Source organism: Bacillus sp. CH_48 (assembly GCF_038008465.1).
Lineage (GTDB): Bacteria > Bacillota > Bacilli > Bacillales > Bacillaceae_G > Bacillus_A > Bacillus_A thuringiensis_S.
This window is the reverse complement of record NZ_JBBOZF010000001.1, coordinates 5,478,732-5,495,513: the sequence shown is the minus strand read 5'-3', so window position 1 is coordinate 5,495,513 and position 16,782 is coordinate 5,478,732. Positions and strand designations below refer to the sequence as shown.

Here is a 16,782-nt window from a genome sequence, read left to right as displayed (position 1 = left end):
ATTTATTCCTCATACGAAAGAAATTACCAATTTGTGAAAGATTTCATAGAAGGATGAGGAATAAATTAAGTGAAAATAAAAAGAGGAAGCAACTTGTATAAAGTTGCTTCCTTTACTATTCAAATTTCGTTGTCATCGTTCCGGTTTTATATCGATTATTAGGATCGAAACGTAATAAATCTCCATAAATTAATTTATCGGAGAGTTTTAATTCTGTTTTTGCTTTTTCAACATACGGCTGACATAGCGTCATGTCAGCTTCTTCACCCGTACTTCTTTTGTAGCACATATTTTTTGTATAAACATACTCTTCAGAAACAAAGCTACCATCACGCATTACCATAAGCGGGTCTTTTTCTTTAATAAATAAGTCAGTTCCAAATTCAACGGATTTATTTGTTTTAATACCAAGTAAATGAAGGAGCGTTGGTTTAATATCAATTTGACCAGATACTTTAGAAACAACTTTTCCTTCTTGACCAGGCACATGAATAATAAGAGGAACGCGTTGTAATTGCATAGAATCGAATGGTGTAATAGTATCTTTTCCTAGGAACTGTGCCATAGCTGCGTTATGGTTTTCGGAAATACCATAATGATCACCATAAATGACAATAACGGAATTATCATACAGTCCTTCTTCTTTTAATTGTTTAATAAATAATTTAAGAGCTTCATCTGTGTAACGAACAGTTGGGAAGTAGCGGTTTACAACACCACTTTCTGAGTTGAATTCATCAACATATTGGTCTTCCGGATTTAGAAGAAACGGAAAATGATTTGTTAATGTAATAAATTTTGTATAGAACGGTTGCGGTAAAGATTTTAACTTTGGAATAGATTGTTCAAAGAACTCTTTATCTTTTAATCCCCAACCGACAGACATTTGTTCCGTTCCTACGTAATCATTTAAATTAAAGTAACGATCATATCCAAGTGTAGGATACATTACATCCCGATTCCAAAACGTTTTATCGTTTGAATGGAAGACGGCGGAAGAATATCCGTATTTCTTTAATTGTTCTGGTGTAGCTGTGTATTCATTTGTTGCATGAGTAAAGAATACAGAACCACGATCTAGTGGGTAAAGTGAGTTTTCAACGATAAATTCAGCATCAGAAGTTTTACCTTGTCCAGTTTGATGATAGAAGTTATCGAAATAGAAGCTATCCTTAATAAATTCATTTAAAAATGGTGTAATTTCTTTTCCATTTATTTTTTTATTAATAACAAAGCTTTGTGTAGATTCCATTGAAATTAAAATTACATTTTTACCTTTTGCAGCTCCAAATAAGTTTTTATCAACTTGCTTGTCTTTTGAGTCTGTATAGTTCTTAATTTCAGAAAATCCATCGCCACTTGCAAATACACGCTCAGCTGAAGACTTGGATTGAAGTGTAATATCAAATAGATGATATGTGTATAAACCTAAATTTTTCACAACAGTTTGACGGTCAAATGAGCGTGAGAACATTTGTGGTTTATAAATAACTGATACAACAATTTGTAGTGCTAATAAAGCTGTTACACCGCTAAAGAAAGTTCGCTTCTCTGAGCGGGAAAGTGGTGTTTTGTCGCCAAATGATGGGAATTTACGCGAAATAAACATTAAAATAATTGCATCTGCAAATAAAAGTAATGTTTTGTACGTAAAGAGTTCTTTTATACTTGTCCCTAAATCAGCCATATTGTTTGTTTGGAATAAAACCGGGAAAGTAACGAAATCGTTATAGAACCCATAAAACATTGCGTTTCCAAATAAAATAAATGACAGTATAAAACTGATTCCAATTATAATTCGGTTTCGGTGCTTAGATGCAAGTAAAGCTAAGCCGAAAAATAAAAGTAACGCAGCTAGTGGATTAATAAAAAGCATGAATTCTTCAAAGAAATTATCAATTTTAATATCAAATGCTAGCTTGTACACAATATATGTTTTAATCCATAGTAAAACGACTGCAACGAGTGCAAATCGCAGTTTTGGAAACAGATGTTGTAGCATAATATACTCCTCTCCTAAAAAGCATGACAGTTCTTGTGAGTCAGTTTGCTTAACGACTCCTTTTATATATACGAACAGTCCTTTGTTATTATGATTATTATACTATGAGTATCATTATACGAAAATAAAAGGGGGTTGTGGGCTTTTTTATAATAATCGAGTAGAAAAAGATTGGTGGGAGACAATAAAACAGAATTTCTATGTATGATAATTATCGTACGTAGAAAGAATCGCGTGATATACGGAGGTTATAATGCGAAAATTATTATATTTTATAGCATGCAGTAGTGTTATACTTTTTACTTCACCGAGTGTGTCGGTAGCTCAATATGATGCACCTCTTATGGAAGATGCACTTTATTCTGTTTTATTTCCAAAAATAAATAAAGCAATTGAAAAACAATATGGAAGTTTGAAACCTTATCAATGTCCTAAAATTATTAGTTTAAAAAAAGTGTATAGCGGTACATATTTATTTCAAGCAAGTATTGAAGTGACAAAGTATGAACGTGTTGCTGGGAAAATTGCTCCACCATTTGAGAAGGTAACGATTACATTTAATAACGAAGAAGGCGAATGGGAAGTGACAAAGATTTCAGTAAAGCGCTTACCAAACGATACAAAATTAAACTGTAAAAAAACAATATAAAAAATTGTTTGACAAATAAAATGGTCCTTTGGTATTGTTAATAGCAACAATTAGATGTTTGAAAATTAAATAGACTTACCTCATCTACTCTCAAAGGTAGAGGCCGCGATAGGAAAGAGTAAGCTATGGGAGATTTAATGGAATCTGTGATCATAGGTTGAAAGGGACTATTGCCGAAATATAAGAATAACCATCTTATTCATATATTGGGACTACATTGAATAAATGTAGTACTGTCATAAGATTTATTTTATGGAGAGCTATTTGGAGATGTTGATGCGGTTTCTTATTTTGAGGAGATAACAACTCGTTTATTTTTTCAATATATATTTTTCCTAATAAGAAACGCGTGTGAACATTGTTCCGCGCGTTTTTTGTCTATCTAAAAGCGTGCTGCAATGAATAGAAGATTGGGGTTATGAGTTTTAGAGGAAATAAGGGAGGAATTTAAATGTATTTACACGGCACAAGCCGAATTAATGGGCAAGGACACTTAGAAATTGGAGGGTGCGATACGACGCAGCTAGCAAAGCAATACGGAACACCACTTTATGTATATGATGAAGAGTCTATTCGAGGAAAATGCCGAGCGTTTCATCGTGCTTTTAAAGAAAGTGGTTTCTCTTATCAAGTAGCATATGCAAGCAAGGCGTTCTTGTGCATGGAGATGTGCCGAGTAGCTCGTGAAGAGAATATGTCATTAGACGTTGTTTCTGGGGGAGAATTATATACTGCGCTCCAAGCAGGATTTCCAGCATCACGTATTCATTTTCATGGAAATAATAAAACAGAAGAAGAGATAGTGATGGCTCTTCAGGCGAATATTGGTTGTTTTGTCGTAGATAATTTCTTTGAATTAGAAATTTTACACGATTTAGCGATGCAACATGGAAAATTTGTGAACATATTAATTCGTGTAACGCCTGGAGTAGAGGCGCACACACATGAATATATTACAACAGGCCAAGATGATTCGAAATTTGGATTTGGCGTTTCAAACGGTCAAGCGATGCAGGCAATTGGATTTGCTTTACAAAAATCAAATTATAATGTGCTAGGGATTCATTCACATATCGGATCGCAAATATTTGAAACAGCTGGTTTTGTTCGAGCAATTGAAGTTCTTCGCCAATTTTTAGAAGAAGTGAGAGAGCAAACAAACTATGTAGTAAAAGTGTTAAATGTAGGCGGGGGATTTGGAATACGCTACACAGAGTCGGATACACCATTAACTCTTGAGACATATGTGCGAGCTGTAACAAGTGCAGTGAGAGAACAATTTACTGTATGTGAATATCCATTGCCAGAAATATGGATTGAACCAGGCCGTAGCATTGTAGGTGATGCTGGGACAACAATTTATACAGTTGGATCTGTGAAAGATATTCCTGGTATTCGGAAATATGTATCAGTCGATGGTGGAATGACAGATAATTTAAGACCTGCTTTATATAGTGCGCGTTATGAAGCAATGTTAGCGAATCGAGGGAATGATGAGAATGAGGAACTCGTTTCGATTGCTGGGAAATGCTGTGAGAGTGGAGATATGTTGATTTGGGATATTCATTTACCAAAAGTCGCTTCTGCTGATTTACTAGCAGTTTCCTGTACAGGAGCCTACGGGTATTCGATGGCGAATAATTACAATCGGATTCGAAGACCAGCCGTGGTCTTTGCAAAAGGCGGAACATCGCAAGTAGTTGTGGAACGCGAAACATATGAAAATATTATTGGGAACGATCGCATACGTATTAAAGAGCTTGTCTAAATAGAAAAGGAGTTGTTCGGATGGGCAATTCCTTTTTTGTAAAATAAAATAATTAAAATATATCGGAAAACTAGGATTGAAAAAAATCAGAATTGTGATAAAATACAAATACAAAGCTTATCAAGAGAAGCGGAGGGAACTGGCCCGAAGAAGCTCGGCAACCTGCTTATAGAAAGCAAGGTGCTAAATCCAGCAAAATGGAATCCATTTTGAAAGATAAGGTAAAATATATTACCGAACAGTCTTTTCGAAATGGGAAAGATTTTTTTTATGAATAAAAAGGGGGGCTGTTCGCGTGAGTGTACGGGAACATTTTGATGAAGTATCCGAGAAGATTGAAGCGATGCTTGCTGATATGAAATATGGTTCAATTACAATTGTTGTGCAAGATGGAAAAGTAATTCAGTTAGAGAAAAGTGAAAAAGTACGTTTAAAGTGAAAAGCGCTGACTAGAAAAACTAGAGGCGGTTTTAACCTATTTTCATTAGGTTAAAACCGTCTTTTTGCTTTTACAGGGGGAAAAAACATGTTGACGTATGAAACGTGGGAAGAAAATGTTGTTTCATTTTCGGAAGAAGATGAAACAAAAGGCGCGTTATCAGTATTAAATTGGGCTTATGAAGAGTATAAAGATGAAATCGTCTATGCATGTAGCTTTGGGGTGGAAGGTATGGTATTGCTGCACCTTATAAACCAAGTAAATCCATCTGCTAAAGTTGTATTTTTAGATACAAATGTTCATTTTCAAGAAACGTATGAATTAATTCAAAGAGTGAGGGAACGATTTCCTTCATTGAATATTATAGAAAAACAGCCAGAACTTACACTTGATGAACAGGCGAAGTTGCATGGTGAAAAACTGTGGGAGAGCAATCCGAATCTTTGTTGTAAGATTAGAAAAATTTTACCTTTAGAAAAATCATTAGTCGTGGAAAAAGCATGGATATCGGGCTTAAGAAGGGAACAATCAGAAACACGTAAGCATACAAAGTTTATAAATCAAGATCATCGTTTTCAATCTATTAAAGTTTGTCCACTCATTCATTGGACGTGGAAAGAAGTTTGGCGATATGTATACAAACATAGCTTGCCGTATAATCCGTTGCATGATGTTGGCTATCCAAGTATTGGGTGTGAGAAATGTACTTTACCTGTAGGGGATGGTGGCGATTCAAGAGATGGTAGATGGGCTGGGAAAATGAAAACCGAATGTGGTCTTCATTATCAATAAGATGAATCTTGAAATAAAGCTAAGAGGGGATATAGAAAATGAGCACAGTAAACGAATTAGTAAACCGTATAGATGAGACATATGAGGTATCACAAATTGAAAAAGAAATTAAATTAGACAATATTGCTTTAAGTGATTTAGAACTATTGGCGACAGGTGGATATAGCCCGCTTACTGGTTTTTTAGGGAAGGAAGATTATGATTCAGTCGTAGAAACGCTTCGTTTAGCAAATGGTAGTGTGTGGAGTATACCGATTACATTACCGGTAACAGAAGAAGTCGCAGAAAGCCTGAAGACTGGAGAGGAAGTAAAGCTTGTCAACAATGGAAATATATATGGTGTTATTCAAATAGAAGATATTTTCGTACCAGATAAAGAAAAAGAAGCGTTACTTGTATATAAAACAACGGATGAAGTTCATCCAGGAGTGAAAAAGTTATATGAACGGCCAAACGTTTACGTTGGAGGAACTATTATTCTAACAAAACGCTTTGAAAATAATCAATTTCCTTCTTATCGTTTAGACCCAATTGAAACGAGAGAAGAATTTAAAAAACGTGGGTGGAAAACAGTAGTCGGATTTCAAACGAGAAACCCGGTACATCGTGCCCATGAGTATATTCAAAAATCTGCTCTTGAAATTGTAGATGGTCTCTTTTTAAATCCACTCGTTGGAGAAACGAAATCGGATGATATTCCTGCTGATGTAAGAATGGAAAGCTATGAAGTACTCCTTCAAAACTATTATCCGAAAAATCGTGTCTTTTTAAGTGTATTTCCTGCTGCAATGCGTTACGCAGGACCAAGGGAAGCTATATTTCATGCGTTAGTAAGAAAGAATTTTGGATGTACACACTTTATTGTAGGGCGTGATCATGCCGGAGTAGGAGATTATTACGGAACATACGAAGCGCAAGAAATCTTCACGAATTTTACGATAGAAGAGTTAGGCATTACACCACTATTCTTTGAACATAGTTTTTACTGCACGAAATGTGAAGCGATGGCTTCAACGAAAACATGTCCGCACGGAAAAGAAGATCATGTTATTTTATCGGGTACGAAAGTAAGAGAATTATTAAGAAACGGTGAGATTCCGCCAAGTACATTTAGTCGTAAAGAAGTAGTAGAAGTGCTAATTAAAGGTTTAAAAAAAGAAGTAGTAACAGAATAGGGAGAGAACGAGATGGATACGAATATTACTTGGCATATAGCTTCGGTTTCAAAAGATGATAGAAGAGTGAAGAATGGACATCACAGTTTTGTAATTTGGTTTACTGGTTTATCAGCTTCGGGTAAATCTACAGTAGCGAATGCGGTCGCTCGTAAACTGTTTGAAAAGAATATTGGAAATTATGTGCTGGATGGGGATAACATTCGCCACGGTTTAAATAAAGACTTAGGATTTTCTGAAAGTGATCGCATGGAAAATATAAGACGTATTGGCGAAGTGGCAAAGTTATTTGTAGATCAAGGAACAGTTGTCCTTACAGCGTTTATTTCACCATTTCGAGTAGATCGCAAACAAGTAAGAGATTTATTAGCGGCAGATGAATTTATTGAAATTTTTGTGAAGTGTCCGATTGAAGAGTGTGAGAAACGTGATCCGAAAGGGCTTTATAAAAAGGCAAGAAAAGGTGATATTAAGGATTTCACAGGTATTGATTCGCCTTATGAAGAGCCAGAACAAGCAGAATTAATTGTAGAAACGCACAAATATTCTATTGAAGAATGTGCAGAACAAATCGTGAAGTACTTACAAGAGCGTAGTTTTATCCCGCTATTTGCCGGGAAGTAAAATTCCCACCTCAAAATTCGGTTGGGGCAAAGAAGTTAGGTGGGAGTCGGGTTGCCCGTAAATACCCGATTGGTTAAGGCTAATAATCAGCGTGGGATGAACAAAACTCTACTGATTAAAGTTTCACTTTATATAGGGGGATTTAAAAATGAGTTATGAAAAAGTATGGGCTAACAATGAAAAATTAAATCAGACGGAGAAAAATAAATTAGAAAAAGATGGTTTAGAAATTTTTAATGATATTCCTTACTATGCGGAAAATGGATTTGAATCTATTCCGAAAGAAGAGTGGGATGCCTTTAAATGGGCAGGATTGTATTTACAACGTCCAAAAGAAGCTGGTTATTTTATGATGCGGGTAAATATTCCGTCAGGGATTATTACAAATGCGCAGGCAGAAGTACTTGCTTCTATCGCTGAGGATTATGGACGTGATGTAATAGATATTACTACGAGACAGGCGATTCAGTTTCACTGGTTAGAAATTCAGCAAATTCCAGATATTTTTAAAAGATTAGCAAGAGTTGGATTATCTTCAGCGGGGGCTTGTGGTGATATTACGCGGAATATTACAGGTAATCCGCTTGCTGGAATTGATGCAAATGAACTATTTGATACGACACATATTGTGAAAGAAGTATATGACTACTTCCAACATAATGAAGAGTTTTCTAACTTGCCACGTAAATTTAAAATGTCTATTAGTTCTAATATTTATAACTCAGCAAACGCAGAGATTAACTGTGTTGCATTTACACCTGCTACGAAAGAAATAGATGGTGAGAAAAAAGTTGGTTTTCATATAAAAGTAGGCGGAGGGTTATCAGCCCGTCCATATTTAGCTGATGAATTAGATGTGTTTGTTTTACCAGAAGAAGTGAAGGAAGTGGCGATTGCGATTGCTACTATATTCCGTGATTTTGGATATCGTGAGAAACGTCATTTAGCCCGTTTGAAATTTCTTGTTGCGGACTGGGGAGCAGAGAAATTTAAAGAGAAACTAATAGAGTATACAGGGCCTTTACAAAGTAAAGGGGAAAGTGCACTCAAAGGATGGAATGCAGGCTATTTTTATGGTGTTCAAGACCAAAAACAAGAGGGATTAAAATATGTAGGTTTTAATGTACCAGTAGGTCGTTTACATGCAGAAGAAATGTTTGAGATTGCAAGAATCGCAAAGCAATATGGAAATGGACAAATTCGTACATGTAATTCACAAAATTTTATTATTCCGAACGTTCCGCCGGAAAATGTAAAAGGATTACTTAGTGAACCGTTGTTTGAAGCGATATCTGCAAGCCCGAAATCATTTATTGGTCATGCGGTTTCATGTACTGGTATTGAATATTGTAATCTTGCACTAGTAGAAACGAAAGAAAGATTACGAAAAATTGCAGAATACTTAGATACACAAATTGCACTTGATGTTCCAGTTCGAATTCATATGGTAGGATGCCCGAATTCATGTGGTCAACGTCAAATTGCTGACATTGGATTACAAGGGGTGAAAATGAAAACGAAGGAAAAGGGAATTGTTGAAGCGTTTGAAATATACGTAGGTGGAACGTTGTTAGATGGCGGTGCCTACAATCAAAAGTTAAAAGGAAAAATAGATGGCGAGGATTTACCTGATGTACTCGCATCATTTATAAGTTATTTCAAAGAGAATAAATTACCAGCCGAAACATTTTATGATTTTGTAGGTCGTGTTGGTGTAGATACATTACAAATAGCGTTAAATAACGTGTTAGAAGATGTCATAGCGTCTTAGGGAGGACAATATGGATTTATATCGATTTGAAGCTGTATTAGTGAGTGATATTGTTCCGATTGTTGTTGTTGCTCAAAGTGAAGAACAGGCATTTAAGCTTGCGGAGATTGAGCTTGAAAAGCATTTTTTACCGTTGCCAGAGGTAAAAGAGATTTCTTTGTTTGAAAAAAAGAAGATTCGAAAAGGTGCGGCATTTGTTATTCATGAGTAGAGATCAGTAATACGAAAAAATAAAAACTTCCATTCTTATATACGAATGGAAGTTTCATTTTAATAGAAGAAATGAGGAGAGATGATGGGAAAGGTTTATATTGTTGGAGCGGGTCCTGGCGATCCAGATTTAATTACTGTTAAAGGATTGAAATGTATTGAGAAGGCAGATGTTATTTTATACGATCGCCTTGTGAATAAAGAGCTGCTTTCACACGCAAAGCCTGATGCGGATTTAATTTATTGCGGGAAACTCCCGAATTATCACACGATGAAGCAAGAAACAATTAATACATTTCTTATTAAGTATGCGAAAAAAGGAAAAGTTGTAACGAGGCTTAAGGGCGGTGATCCATTTGTATTTGGTAGAGGAGGAGAAGAAGCGGAAGCATTAGCAAAGCAAGGTGTACCATTTGAAATCGTCCCAGGCATTTCGTCTGGAATAGCTGTACCTGCTTATGCTGGTATTCCAGTGACGCACCGTGATGCAAGTGCAAGTTTTGCTATTGTGACTGGGCATAGGAAAGAAGGTGCTAAAGAAGAAGTGAAATGGGAAAATTTAGCGAAAGGTGTAGAGACGTTAGCTGTATATATGGGGGTTAGTAATTTACCCTACATATGCGAACAACTGATGAAGCATGGAAAAGATAAAAGTACGCCAGTTGCTATTATTGAGCAGGGGACGACGTCTATGCAGCGCACAGTTGTTGGAACGTTAGGGACAATTGTAGATGTTGCGAAAAAAGAGCAAATTCAAAATCCGAGCATGATTGTAATTGGAGAAGTTGTCCGTTTTAGAGAAAAAATCCATTGGTTTGAGAAGCAAACGGAAAATGCTTATCAAGTAAGTGGAGTGTTGTAAAATGAAAGCCGTCTTATATATATGTCATGGAAGTCGTTTGAAGACAGCAAAAGAAGAGGCGATTCAATTTATTACATCGTGTATGAGTCGTATAGAAGCGAATATTCAAGAAGTTTGTTTTTTAGAGTTAGCGAATCCAAATATTGATGAAGGGTTCCGTATATGTTTGAAGCGTGGTGCTACAGAGGTTATTGTTATTCCAGTTTTTTTATTAGCGGCAGGTCATGTAAAAAAAGATATCCCGTTTGAATTGGTAAAGCTCAAGAATCAATATCCGAATGTTAAAGTGACTTATGGTAATCCGTTTGGTGTGTCAGAAACACTTGTTAAATCGGTGTATAGCGGAAGTGGCATCGAACAGGAAGATAAAAATGAAGTGACGTTACTTCTCGTTGCAAGAGGGAGCAGTGATCCTGAAGTATTAAGAGATATAAACTGGATTGCTTCTTTATTTCAAACGGAAGAGAAGGTTAAAAAAGTAGAAGTTTGTTATTTAGCGGCTGCAGAGCCAAAATTTGAGGAGAAGTTAAAGGAAGTTGTAGAACGAAAAGAAAAGAACATCGTTGTACTGCCTTACTTGTTATTTACAGGTTTACTTATGAAACATATTGAGAAAGAAGTGCGCCAATATGAATTGGAAGAGATAAAAATCAGTCCATATTTAGGGAAGAATGAAGCGTTTCAAGATATGTTAATTCAGAAAACGACGGAGTTATTGAAGGGAGATCAGTATGTATCCACTTACAGTGCGAGTTAATGAGAAACGTGTTGTTGTTATTGGTGGGGGAAAAGTTGCAGGATTTAAAATTATTCCTTTACTCAAACAAGGTGCAGATATAGTTGTAATCAGTCCAGAATTAGATGCGAATTTAGTAAAACTTGTGGAAGAAAAGAAAATTCGTTGGTATCAAAGAGAATATGAAAAAAGTGATATTAAAAGTGCTTTTTTAGTTGTTGCAGCGAGTAGTGATTCAATATTAAATGAACAAGTTGCTGAAGATGCCGCGGAGAATCAATTAGTAAATGTTATTACAAATCCGGAAAGTGGTAATGTTCATTTTCCGGCAGCGATTCATCGTGGTTTGCTTAATATAGCAGTTTCTACTGGGGGAGCGAGCCCGAAGCTCGCAAAAAAAATTCGAGATGAGATTGCAAATAAATATGATGAGACATATGAATCGTATTTAGATTTTTTATATGAAGTAAGGGTGAAGTTAAAAGATTTACAGTTAGAAAAGAGGGAACGAAATATATTGCTCCAGGAAGTGTTGAAATCAGTATATATGCAAAACGAGGGGAAAAGAGAAAGTTTTTTGCGAGAATTAGAGGAAAAGGTTTTAAAATAATAAAAGATAAAGTGCGCTTTACAAATATAAAAATATAATTTATAATCACAAGTAACTTCAATAGATGAAATCGATGAGCAAGAAGAGTACGTATATTTGATGCGTTCAGAGAGCTGGGGTTAGGTGGGAGCCCGGTACGATAAATTATACAGAATGGGCTTGCGAGAGGTATGTTGAACATTGTAGTAGGCAACCCGGGTTCCGCCGTTAAAAGGATAGAGTATCGGAATTATTCCTGTACTTGAACAAGTGGGATTTATCAATCCAATTGAGGTGGTACCACGGTATTTACATTACATATATCGTCCTCTACATGCATATTTGCGTGTAGGGGACTTTTTTATTTTCTAAAGGAGGTGTGCGAGTATGAAATGAAAGTGTATAATTAACAAAAGTTTAAATATTCAGAAAAGGAGAATTTATGATGAAAGAAACACAGCAATGGACGTCGAAAATAGGCTTTGTACTCGCAGCAGCCGGAGCCGCAGTAGGTCTTGGTGCGATATGGAAATTTCCATATGTTGCAGGTAATGGCGGGGGAGGAGCATTCTTCCTTGTATTTTTACTATTAACTTTATTTATAGGTATGCCTCTTCTAATAGCGGAGTTTGTTATTGGACGTAGCACGCAAAAAGAGGCGGTTACAGCTTATAAAGTATTAGTGCCAAATAGCAAATTATATCCTTGGATTGGTCGTATGGGAGTTGTTACTTGTTTTAGTGTACTATCTTTTTATAGTGTTGTAGGTGGATGGATTTTACTTTATTTATATTATAGTGTGACAGGCAGTTTCTGGAATGGAGTAGCTGATTATGGACAATTGTTTGGTGAAACGATTTCAAATCCGTTAAGTGCGATTGGAGCACAATTTATCTTTATGCTTTGTACAATTTTTGTCGTAAGTAAAGGTGTAGAGAAAGGTATAGAAAAGGCAAGTAAGTACATGATGCCGCTATTATTTATTTTATTTATAGCGATTATTGTTCGTGCGTTAACACTCGATGGTGCTTTTGCTGGAGTAGAGTTCTTCTTAAAGCCAGATTTTTCAAAGCTTACAGCAGATACGATTTTATATGCGATGGGACAATCTTTCTTCTCGCTAACTGTAGGTGCCTCGGTAATGGTAACGTATAGTTCGTATTTAAAGAAAGAAGAACATTTAGCGAAATCAGCAACATCTATTGTAAGTTTAACTGTTTTTGTTACAGTACTTGCAGGATTAGCAATTTTCCCAGCGATTTTCGCATTAGGAGTTAAACCGACTGAAGGACCGGGATTACTGTTTATCGTCCTTCCAGCAGTATTTGCAAAAATACCATTTGGTCAATTTTTCTTTATTATGTTTTTAATTTTATTCTTCTTTGCGACTTTAACATCAGCAATTTCAATGCTTGAAATTGTAGTAGCATCTGTTGCGAAAGGTAATGAGAAGAAGCGTCCGTCAGCATCATTATTAATTGGTATTCTTATTTTTGCAGTCGGTATTCCATCAGCGTTATCATTTGGAATAATGAGTGACGTGAAAATATTCGGGAAAACATTTTTTGATTTAGTCGACTTTTCAGTAAGTAACGTATTGCTGCCGTTAGGAGTACTAGCTATTTCATTATTTGTACCAAATAAAATGAGTAAAGAATTGTTGATGAAAGAATTAGAAGTGACGGAAACGAAAGGGAAAACGTTATTTAACATTTGGTTCTTCTTACTTCGTTATGTCATTCCGGTAACTGTAATAATTGTATTTTTAAATGCGATAGGTATATTTAAAATGTTTGCATAAAAAAGACGGGGATCTACCGTCTTTTTTATGTTGATGAATGTAATAGCCGATTATACGCTTTATAGGCTGTGGTGACTGCGAGGAATGAACCGATTAAAAATAAAACTGAGCCGCCAAATGTAAATATCCGGCCGATATATGTCGTTCTAGCTTCTTCTATTTTTTGTTGTAATTGCGTATTCATATGGATCACCTCGTAAACTATAGGCATTTAGTTATAGTTTATGTAGAATGCCTATATTGTGTGAAGTGTAAATAAAAAACCTCGGTAGGCACCGAGGTTTTTTATAATCCGATATAAGGAGATGGGTCAACTGCGTTTGTCTTGCCGACATTCCATTCTCCAAGATGAAGTTCGAAGTGTAAATGTTGTCCGTATGATTGGCCCGTATTCCCCATAAATCCAAGCTGATCGCCTTGTTTTACAGTTTGTCCATTCGATACGGAACGGCTATTCATATGAGCATATACTGTCGTATATGTTTTTCCGTTTATACGGTGAGATAAGTACACTACGTTTCCGTAACTAGATGATAATTCTGAGCGAATAACAACGCCATCTGCAGCAGCGATAATTGGAACCGTTCCCGAAGCAGCGATGTCAATTCCTTTATGGTTATCTAAAGAACGTACACCGAATCCGGATGTTTTTGATCCAGCTGCTGGTTTGATAAAGCCACCGATATTTGTATCATGTGGTGTTGGAGCTGCTTGAGTTGCTTGAGCAGATTTAGTAGCTTGTTGTTTGCGAGCCTCTTCTGCCTGGCGAGCTTCTTCCGCTTTACGAGCTTCTTCGGCACGTTTTTCTTCTTCAATTGCTTTTTGAACAGCTTGACGTTGATTTTCTAAAATACCTTTGGATTCTTCTAATCCTTCAATCTCTGAATCTACTTTTGCTACTTTCGTATGTAGATCGTTAATAAGAGTTTGTTGCTGTTGTTGGTTATTTTGTAATTCTTGCTGTTTTTGTTCTAGTTTTTGCTCAGATTCTTTCAGTTGTTGTTCTTTTTTCTCAACAGCTTCTTTTTCTGTAGTTACAGCATTTTGATCAGATGTTTGTTTTTTTACAATATCTGTATCGTTGTTTAATATTAAACTTACGGAGTACATATTATCAACAAGATCAGCAATGTTTGTAGAGTTTGTTAATACTTCTGTAATGATATTTGTACGCGGTTTTTCTTGCATAGATTGTAATCGTTGTTTAATAACTTCCTGACGTGTATCTATGTTTGTTTGTAATTGTTCTATATGTTTCTTTTTGTCAGTAATTACTTGTTGTGTTTTGCTAATTTCTTTTTTTGTATCGTTTAATTCAGCCTCGTTTTTATTAATAGAAGTAGTTAATTCATCGATTTTCTTCTGTAATTCTTGAATTTCTTTTTCTATTTGTTCTTTCTCGACTGATTTATTTTGTAAGTCACTTTGTTTGCCTTCTAATTCAGATTGAATGTTAGTTAATTTATCTTGATTCGTTTCAGCGTATACGGGTGAAAGTAACGGGGAAGCAAAAATCGTTCCTGCTGCTAAAACACTAAACGCTGCAAATTTCTTTTTCATTGTTGTCTGACTCCTTTCCCTATGAATGTTATATATCATAAGAAGAAGGGTGTCTATCGTTGTAATCATAATGTAAAGAAAACTTTATAAAATTGCTAAGTTTTGTCGGAATTTATCATTTTTCAACTTTAATTGTCATAGTACTTACATTTTATTTATATGTGTAACAAAGGTAAATTTTTGATTTATTTGTAAAATGCAGGAGGGAAGTAAGAGTTTTTATGGGGTGAAATATTACTTAGAAAGCCAATGAAATACTAGTAAGGAATCGTTCTCATGTGAGGTTTTCTGACATGAGTTTATTTTTTGTCAAGAAAATTATTTGTGTTCGAGCAAAGTTATTTTGTTGTCAGATTTTAAATTTTGATTTATGATTTTTAACAGGGACAAAATGTAGTGAATTGTCGAATAATATGTAATACTCTTAATTTCTTAGTTTTATAGAGATAGAATGAGAGATAGAGTGACACATCGAAGAGGGGGTTACAACAAATATGAAAAGAATAGGACTTGCATGGCAAATATTAATAGGACTTGCACTTGGTATTGCAGTTGGGGCGATTTTCTTTGGCAATCCGGCTGTAGTGAGTTATTTACAACCAATTGGTGATATTTTCATCCGATTAATTAAAATGATCGTTGTACCGATTGTTGTAGCAAGTATTGTTGTTGGGGTTGCTGGTGTTGGCGATGTTAAAAAACTAGGTCGACTAGGCGGAAAAACAATTATTTACTTTGAAATTATTACAACAATTGCAATTATTGTTGGTCTATTAATAGCGAATATTTTCCAACCAGGAAAAGGCGTGAATATGGAGCAGTTAACAAAGACAGATATTTCAAAATATACACATACAACAGAGCAAGTACAAAGTCATTCATTTGCAGATACATTTGTAAATATTGTTCCAACGAACATTATGAAGTCATTAGCTGACGGAGATATGCTTGCTATTATCTTCTTCTCTGTACTATTTGGTTTAGGTGTAGCAGCAATTGGTGAAAGAGGAAGACCAGTTCTTCAATTTTTCCAAGGTGTAGCTGACGCAATGTTTTATGTAACAAACCAAGTTATGAAATTTGCACCATTTGGTGTGTTTGCACTAATTGGTGTTACAGTTTCTACATTTGGTCTTGCTTCATTAATTCCATTAGGGAAATTACTAATTGTCGTATATGGAGCAATGATCTTCTTCGTCGTAGTTGTCTTAGGACTTACAGCGAAAATATTTGGAATTAACATTTTCCAATTCTTTAAGATTTTAAAAGACGAGCTGATCTTAGCGTATTCTACAGCAAGCTCAGAAACAGTTTTACCGAAAATCATGGAGAAAATGGAGAAATTCGGTTGTCCGAAAGCAATTACATCTTTCGTTATTCCGACAGGTTATTCATTTAACTTAGATGGATCAACTTTATATCAAGCAATTGCGGCGATTTTCTTGGCGCAAATGTACGGTATTGATTTATCTATTACACAACAAATTACATTATTACTTGTATTAATGGTTACATCAAAAGGTATCGCAGGTGTACCGGGCGTATCATTCGTTGTATTATTAGCGACACTTGGTACAGTAGGTATTCCACCTGAAGGTTTAGCGTTCATTGCTGGTATTGACCGTATTTTAGATATGGCTCGTACAGCAGTTAACGTTGTAGGAAACTCTTTAGCAGCTGTAGTTATGTCTAAGTGGGAAGGTCAATATGACGCTGAAAAAGGACAAGCTTATTTAAAAGAGATTTCTGAAAAGGGTCAAGCTGCTTAATTATAATATGAACAAGCTCTCACATAATATGTGGG

Annotated in this window: 16 protein-coding genes, 2 riboswitches and 1 other annotated feature; of the genes, 13 read left to right on the top strand and 3 right to left on the bottom strand. The window is 35.5% G+C overall.

What is annotated here, in order from left to right; genetic code table 11:
- Positions 1 to 115 precede the first annotated feature (115 nt).
- Complete coding sequence (locus tag N2V92_RS27730) at positions 116 to 2,002, bottom strand: LTA synthase family protein (protein WP_000939085.1); 1,887 nt, start codon at positions 2,000 to 2,002, stop codon at positions 116 to 118.
- Positions 2,003 to 2,255: 253 nt separating this feature from the next.
- Here N2V92_RS27730 and N2V92_RS27725 point away from each other — a divergent pair, with 253 nt between their 5' ends.
- The 12 genes from N2V92_RS27725 (at position 2,256) to N2V92_RS27670 (ending at position 13,418) form a co-directional block, all read left to right on the top strand.
- Entirely contained in the window at positions 2,256 to 2,651 is a 396-nt protein-coding gene (locus N2V92_RS27725) for a DUF3888 domain-containing protein (RefSeq protein WP_001228823.1), read from the top strand.
- Between the two features lie 89 nt (positions 2,652 to 2,740).
- Positions 2,741 to 2,922, top strand: a riboswitch (Lysine riboswitch).
- Between the two features lie 180 nt (positions 2,923 to 3,102).
- Positions 3,103 to 4,419 carry a diaminopimelate decarboxylase gene (gene lysA, locus N2V92_RS27720; protein WP_000280641.1) on the top strand — a complete coding sequence of 439 codons (1,317 nt, stop codon included), beginning with the start codon at positions 3,103 to 3,105 and terminating at the stop codon, positions 4,417 to 4,419.
- Positions 4,420 to 4,533: 114 nt separating this feature from the next.
- Positions 4,534 to 4,642: riboswitch (SAM riboswitch) on the top strand.
- Between the two features lie 72 nt (positions 4,643 to 4,714).
- Positions 4,715 to 4,858 carry a YezD family protein gene (locus N2V92_RS27715; RefSeq protein ID WP_000116158.1) on the top strand — a complete coding sequence of 48 codons (144 nt, stop codon included), beginning with the start codon at positions 4,715 to 4,717 and terminating at the stop codon, positions 4,856 to 4,858.
- A gap of 87 nt (positions 4,859 to 4,945) precedes the next feature.
- Complete coding sequence (locus N2V92_RS27710) at positions 4,946 to 5,650, top strand: phosphoadenylyl-sulfate reductase (protein WP_000959017.1); 705 nt, start codon at positions 4,946 to 4,948, stop codon at positions 5,648 to 5,650.
- A gap of 38 nt (positions 5,651 to 5,688) precedes the next feature.
- Positions 5,689 to 6,825 carry a sulfate adenylyltransferase gene (gene sat / locus N2V92_RS27705; protein ID WP_000108784.1) on the top strand — a complete coding sequence of 379 codons (1,137 nt, stop codon included), beginning with the start codon at positions 5,689 to 5,691 and terminating at the stop codon, positions 6,823 to 6,825.
- A 12-nt stretch (positions 6,826 to 6,837) separates the two neighbouring features.
- Positions 6,838 to 7,449 carry an adenylyl-sulfate kinase gene (gene cysC / locus N2V92_RS27700; protein ID WP_042597452.1) on the top strand — a complete coding sequence of 204 codons (612 nt, stop codon included), beginning with the start codon at positions 6,838 to 6,840 and terminating at the stop codon, positions 7,447 to 7,449.
- Positions 7,450 to 7,597: 148 nt separating this feature from the next.
- Positions 7,598 to 9,220 carry a nitrite/sulfite reductase gene (locus N2V92_RS27695; RefSeq protein ID WP_042597453.1) on the top strand — a complete coding sequence of 541 codons (1,623 nt, stop codon included), beginning with the start codon at positions 7,598 to 7,600 and terminating at the stop codon, positions 9,218 to 9,220.
- A 10-nt stretch (positions 9,221 to 9,230) separates the two neighbouring features.
- On the top strand, positions 9,231 to 9,431 hold the full coding sequence (locus N2V92_RS27690; RefSeq protein WP_000366918.1) for a DUF3906 family protein: 201 nt from the start codon (positions 9,231 to 9,233) through the stop codon (positions 9,429 to 9,431).
- A gap of 84 nt (positions 9,432 to 9,515) precedes the next feature.
- Entirely contained in the window at positions 9,516 to 10,292 is a 777-nt protein-coding gene (cobA, locus tag N2V92_RS27685) for a uroporphyrinogen-III C-methyltransferase (RefSeq protein WP_042597454.1), read from the top strand.
- A 1-nt stretch (position 10,293) separates the two neighbouring features.
- Positions 10,294 to 11,049: a sirohydrochlorin chelatase gene (locus N2V92_RS27680; protein WP_042597455.1), complete on the top strand. Its 756-nt coding sequence runs from the start codon at positions 10,294 to 10,296 to the stop codon at positions 11,047 to 11,049.
- Positions 11,024 to 11,638 (top strand): NAD(P)-binding protein, encoded by a 615-nt coding sequence (locus N2V92_RS27675; protein WP_000283361.1) that lies wholly within the window; start codon positions 11,024 to 11,026, stop codon positions 11,636 to 11,638. Before N2V92_RS27680 ends, N2V92_RS27675 begins: the two co-directional genes overlap by 26 nt.
- Positions 11,639 to 11,702: 64 nt before the next feature.
- Positions 11,703 to 11,951: a binding site (T-box leader), on the top strand.
- Positions 11,952 to 12,062: 111 nt separating this feature from the next.
- Positions 12,063 to 13,418 carry a sodium-dependent transporter gene (locus tag N2V92_RS27670; RefSeq protein ID WP_000665434.1) on the top strand — a complete coding sequence of 452 codons (1,356 nt, stop codon included), beginning with the start codon at positions 12,063 to 12,065 and terminating at the stop codon, positions 13,416 to 13,418.
- 25 nt (positions 13,419 to 13,443) lie between these two features.
- Here N2V92_RS27670 and N2V92_RS27665 read toward each other — a convergent pair whose 3' ends face one another.
- Together N2V92_RS27665 and N2V92_RS27660 are read right to left on the bottom strand one after the other, a co-directional pair.
- The gene (locus tag N2V92_RS27665; RefSeq protein WP_001096007.1) at positions 13,444 to 13,602 is read right to left on the bottom strand and encodes a hypothetical protein; all 159 of its coding nucleotides are present in this window, start codon (positions 13,600 to 13,602) and stop codon (positions 13,444 to 13,446) included.
- Positions 13,603 to 13,703: 101 nt separating this feature from the next.
- On the bottom strand, positions 13,704 to 14,978 hold the full coding sequence (locus tag N2V92_RS27660) for a murein hydrolase activator EnvC family protein (protein WP_000726091.1): 1,275 nt from the start codon (positions 14,976 to 14,978) through the stop codon (positions 13,704 to 13,706).
- A 494-nt stretch (positions 14,979 to 15,472) separates the two neighbouring features.
- Here N2V92_RS27660 and gltP point away from each other — a divergent pair, with 494 nt between their 5' ends.
- A complete protein-coding gene (gene gltP / locus N2V92_RS27655; RefSeq protein WP_000821134.1) occupies positions 15,473 to 16,747 on the top strand; it encodes a glutamate/aspartate:proton symporter GltP in 1,275 nt (424 codons plus the stop codon).
- Positions 16,748 to 16,782: the final 35 nt, after the last annotated feature.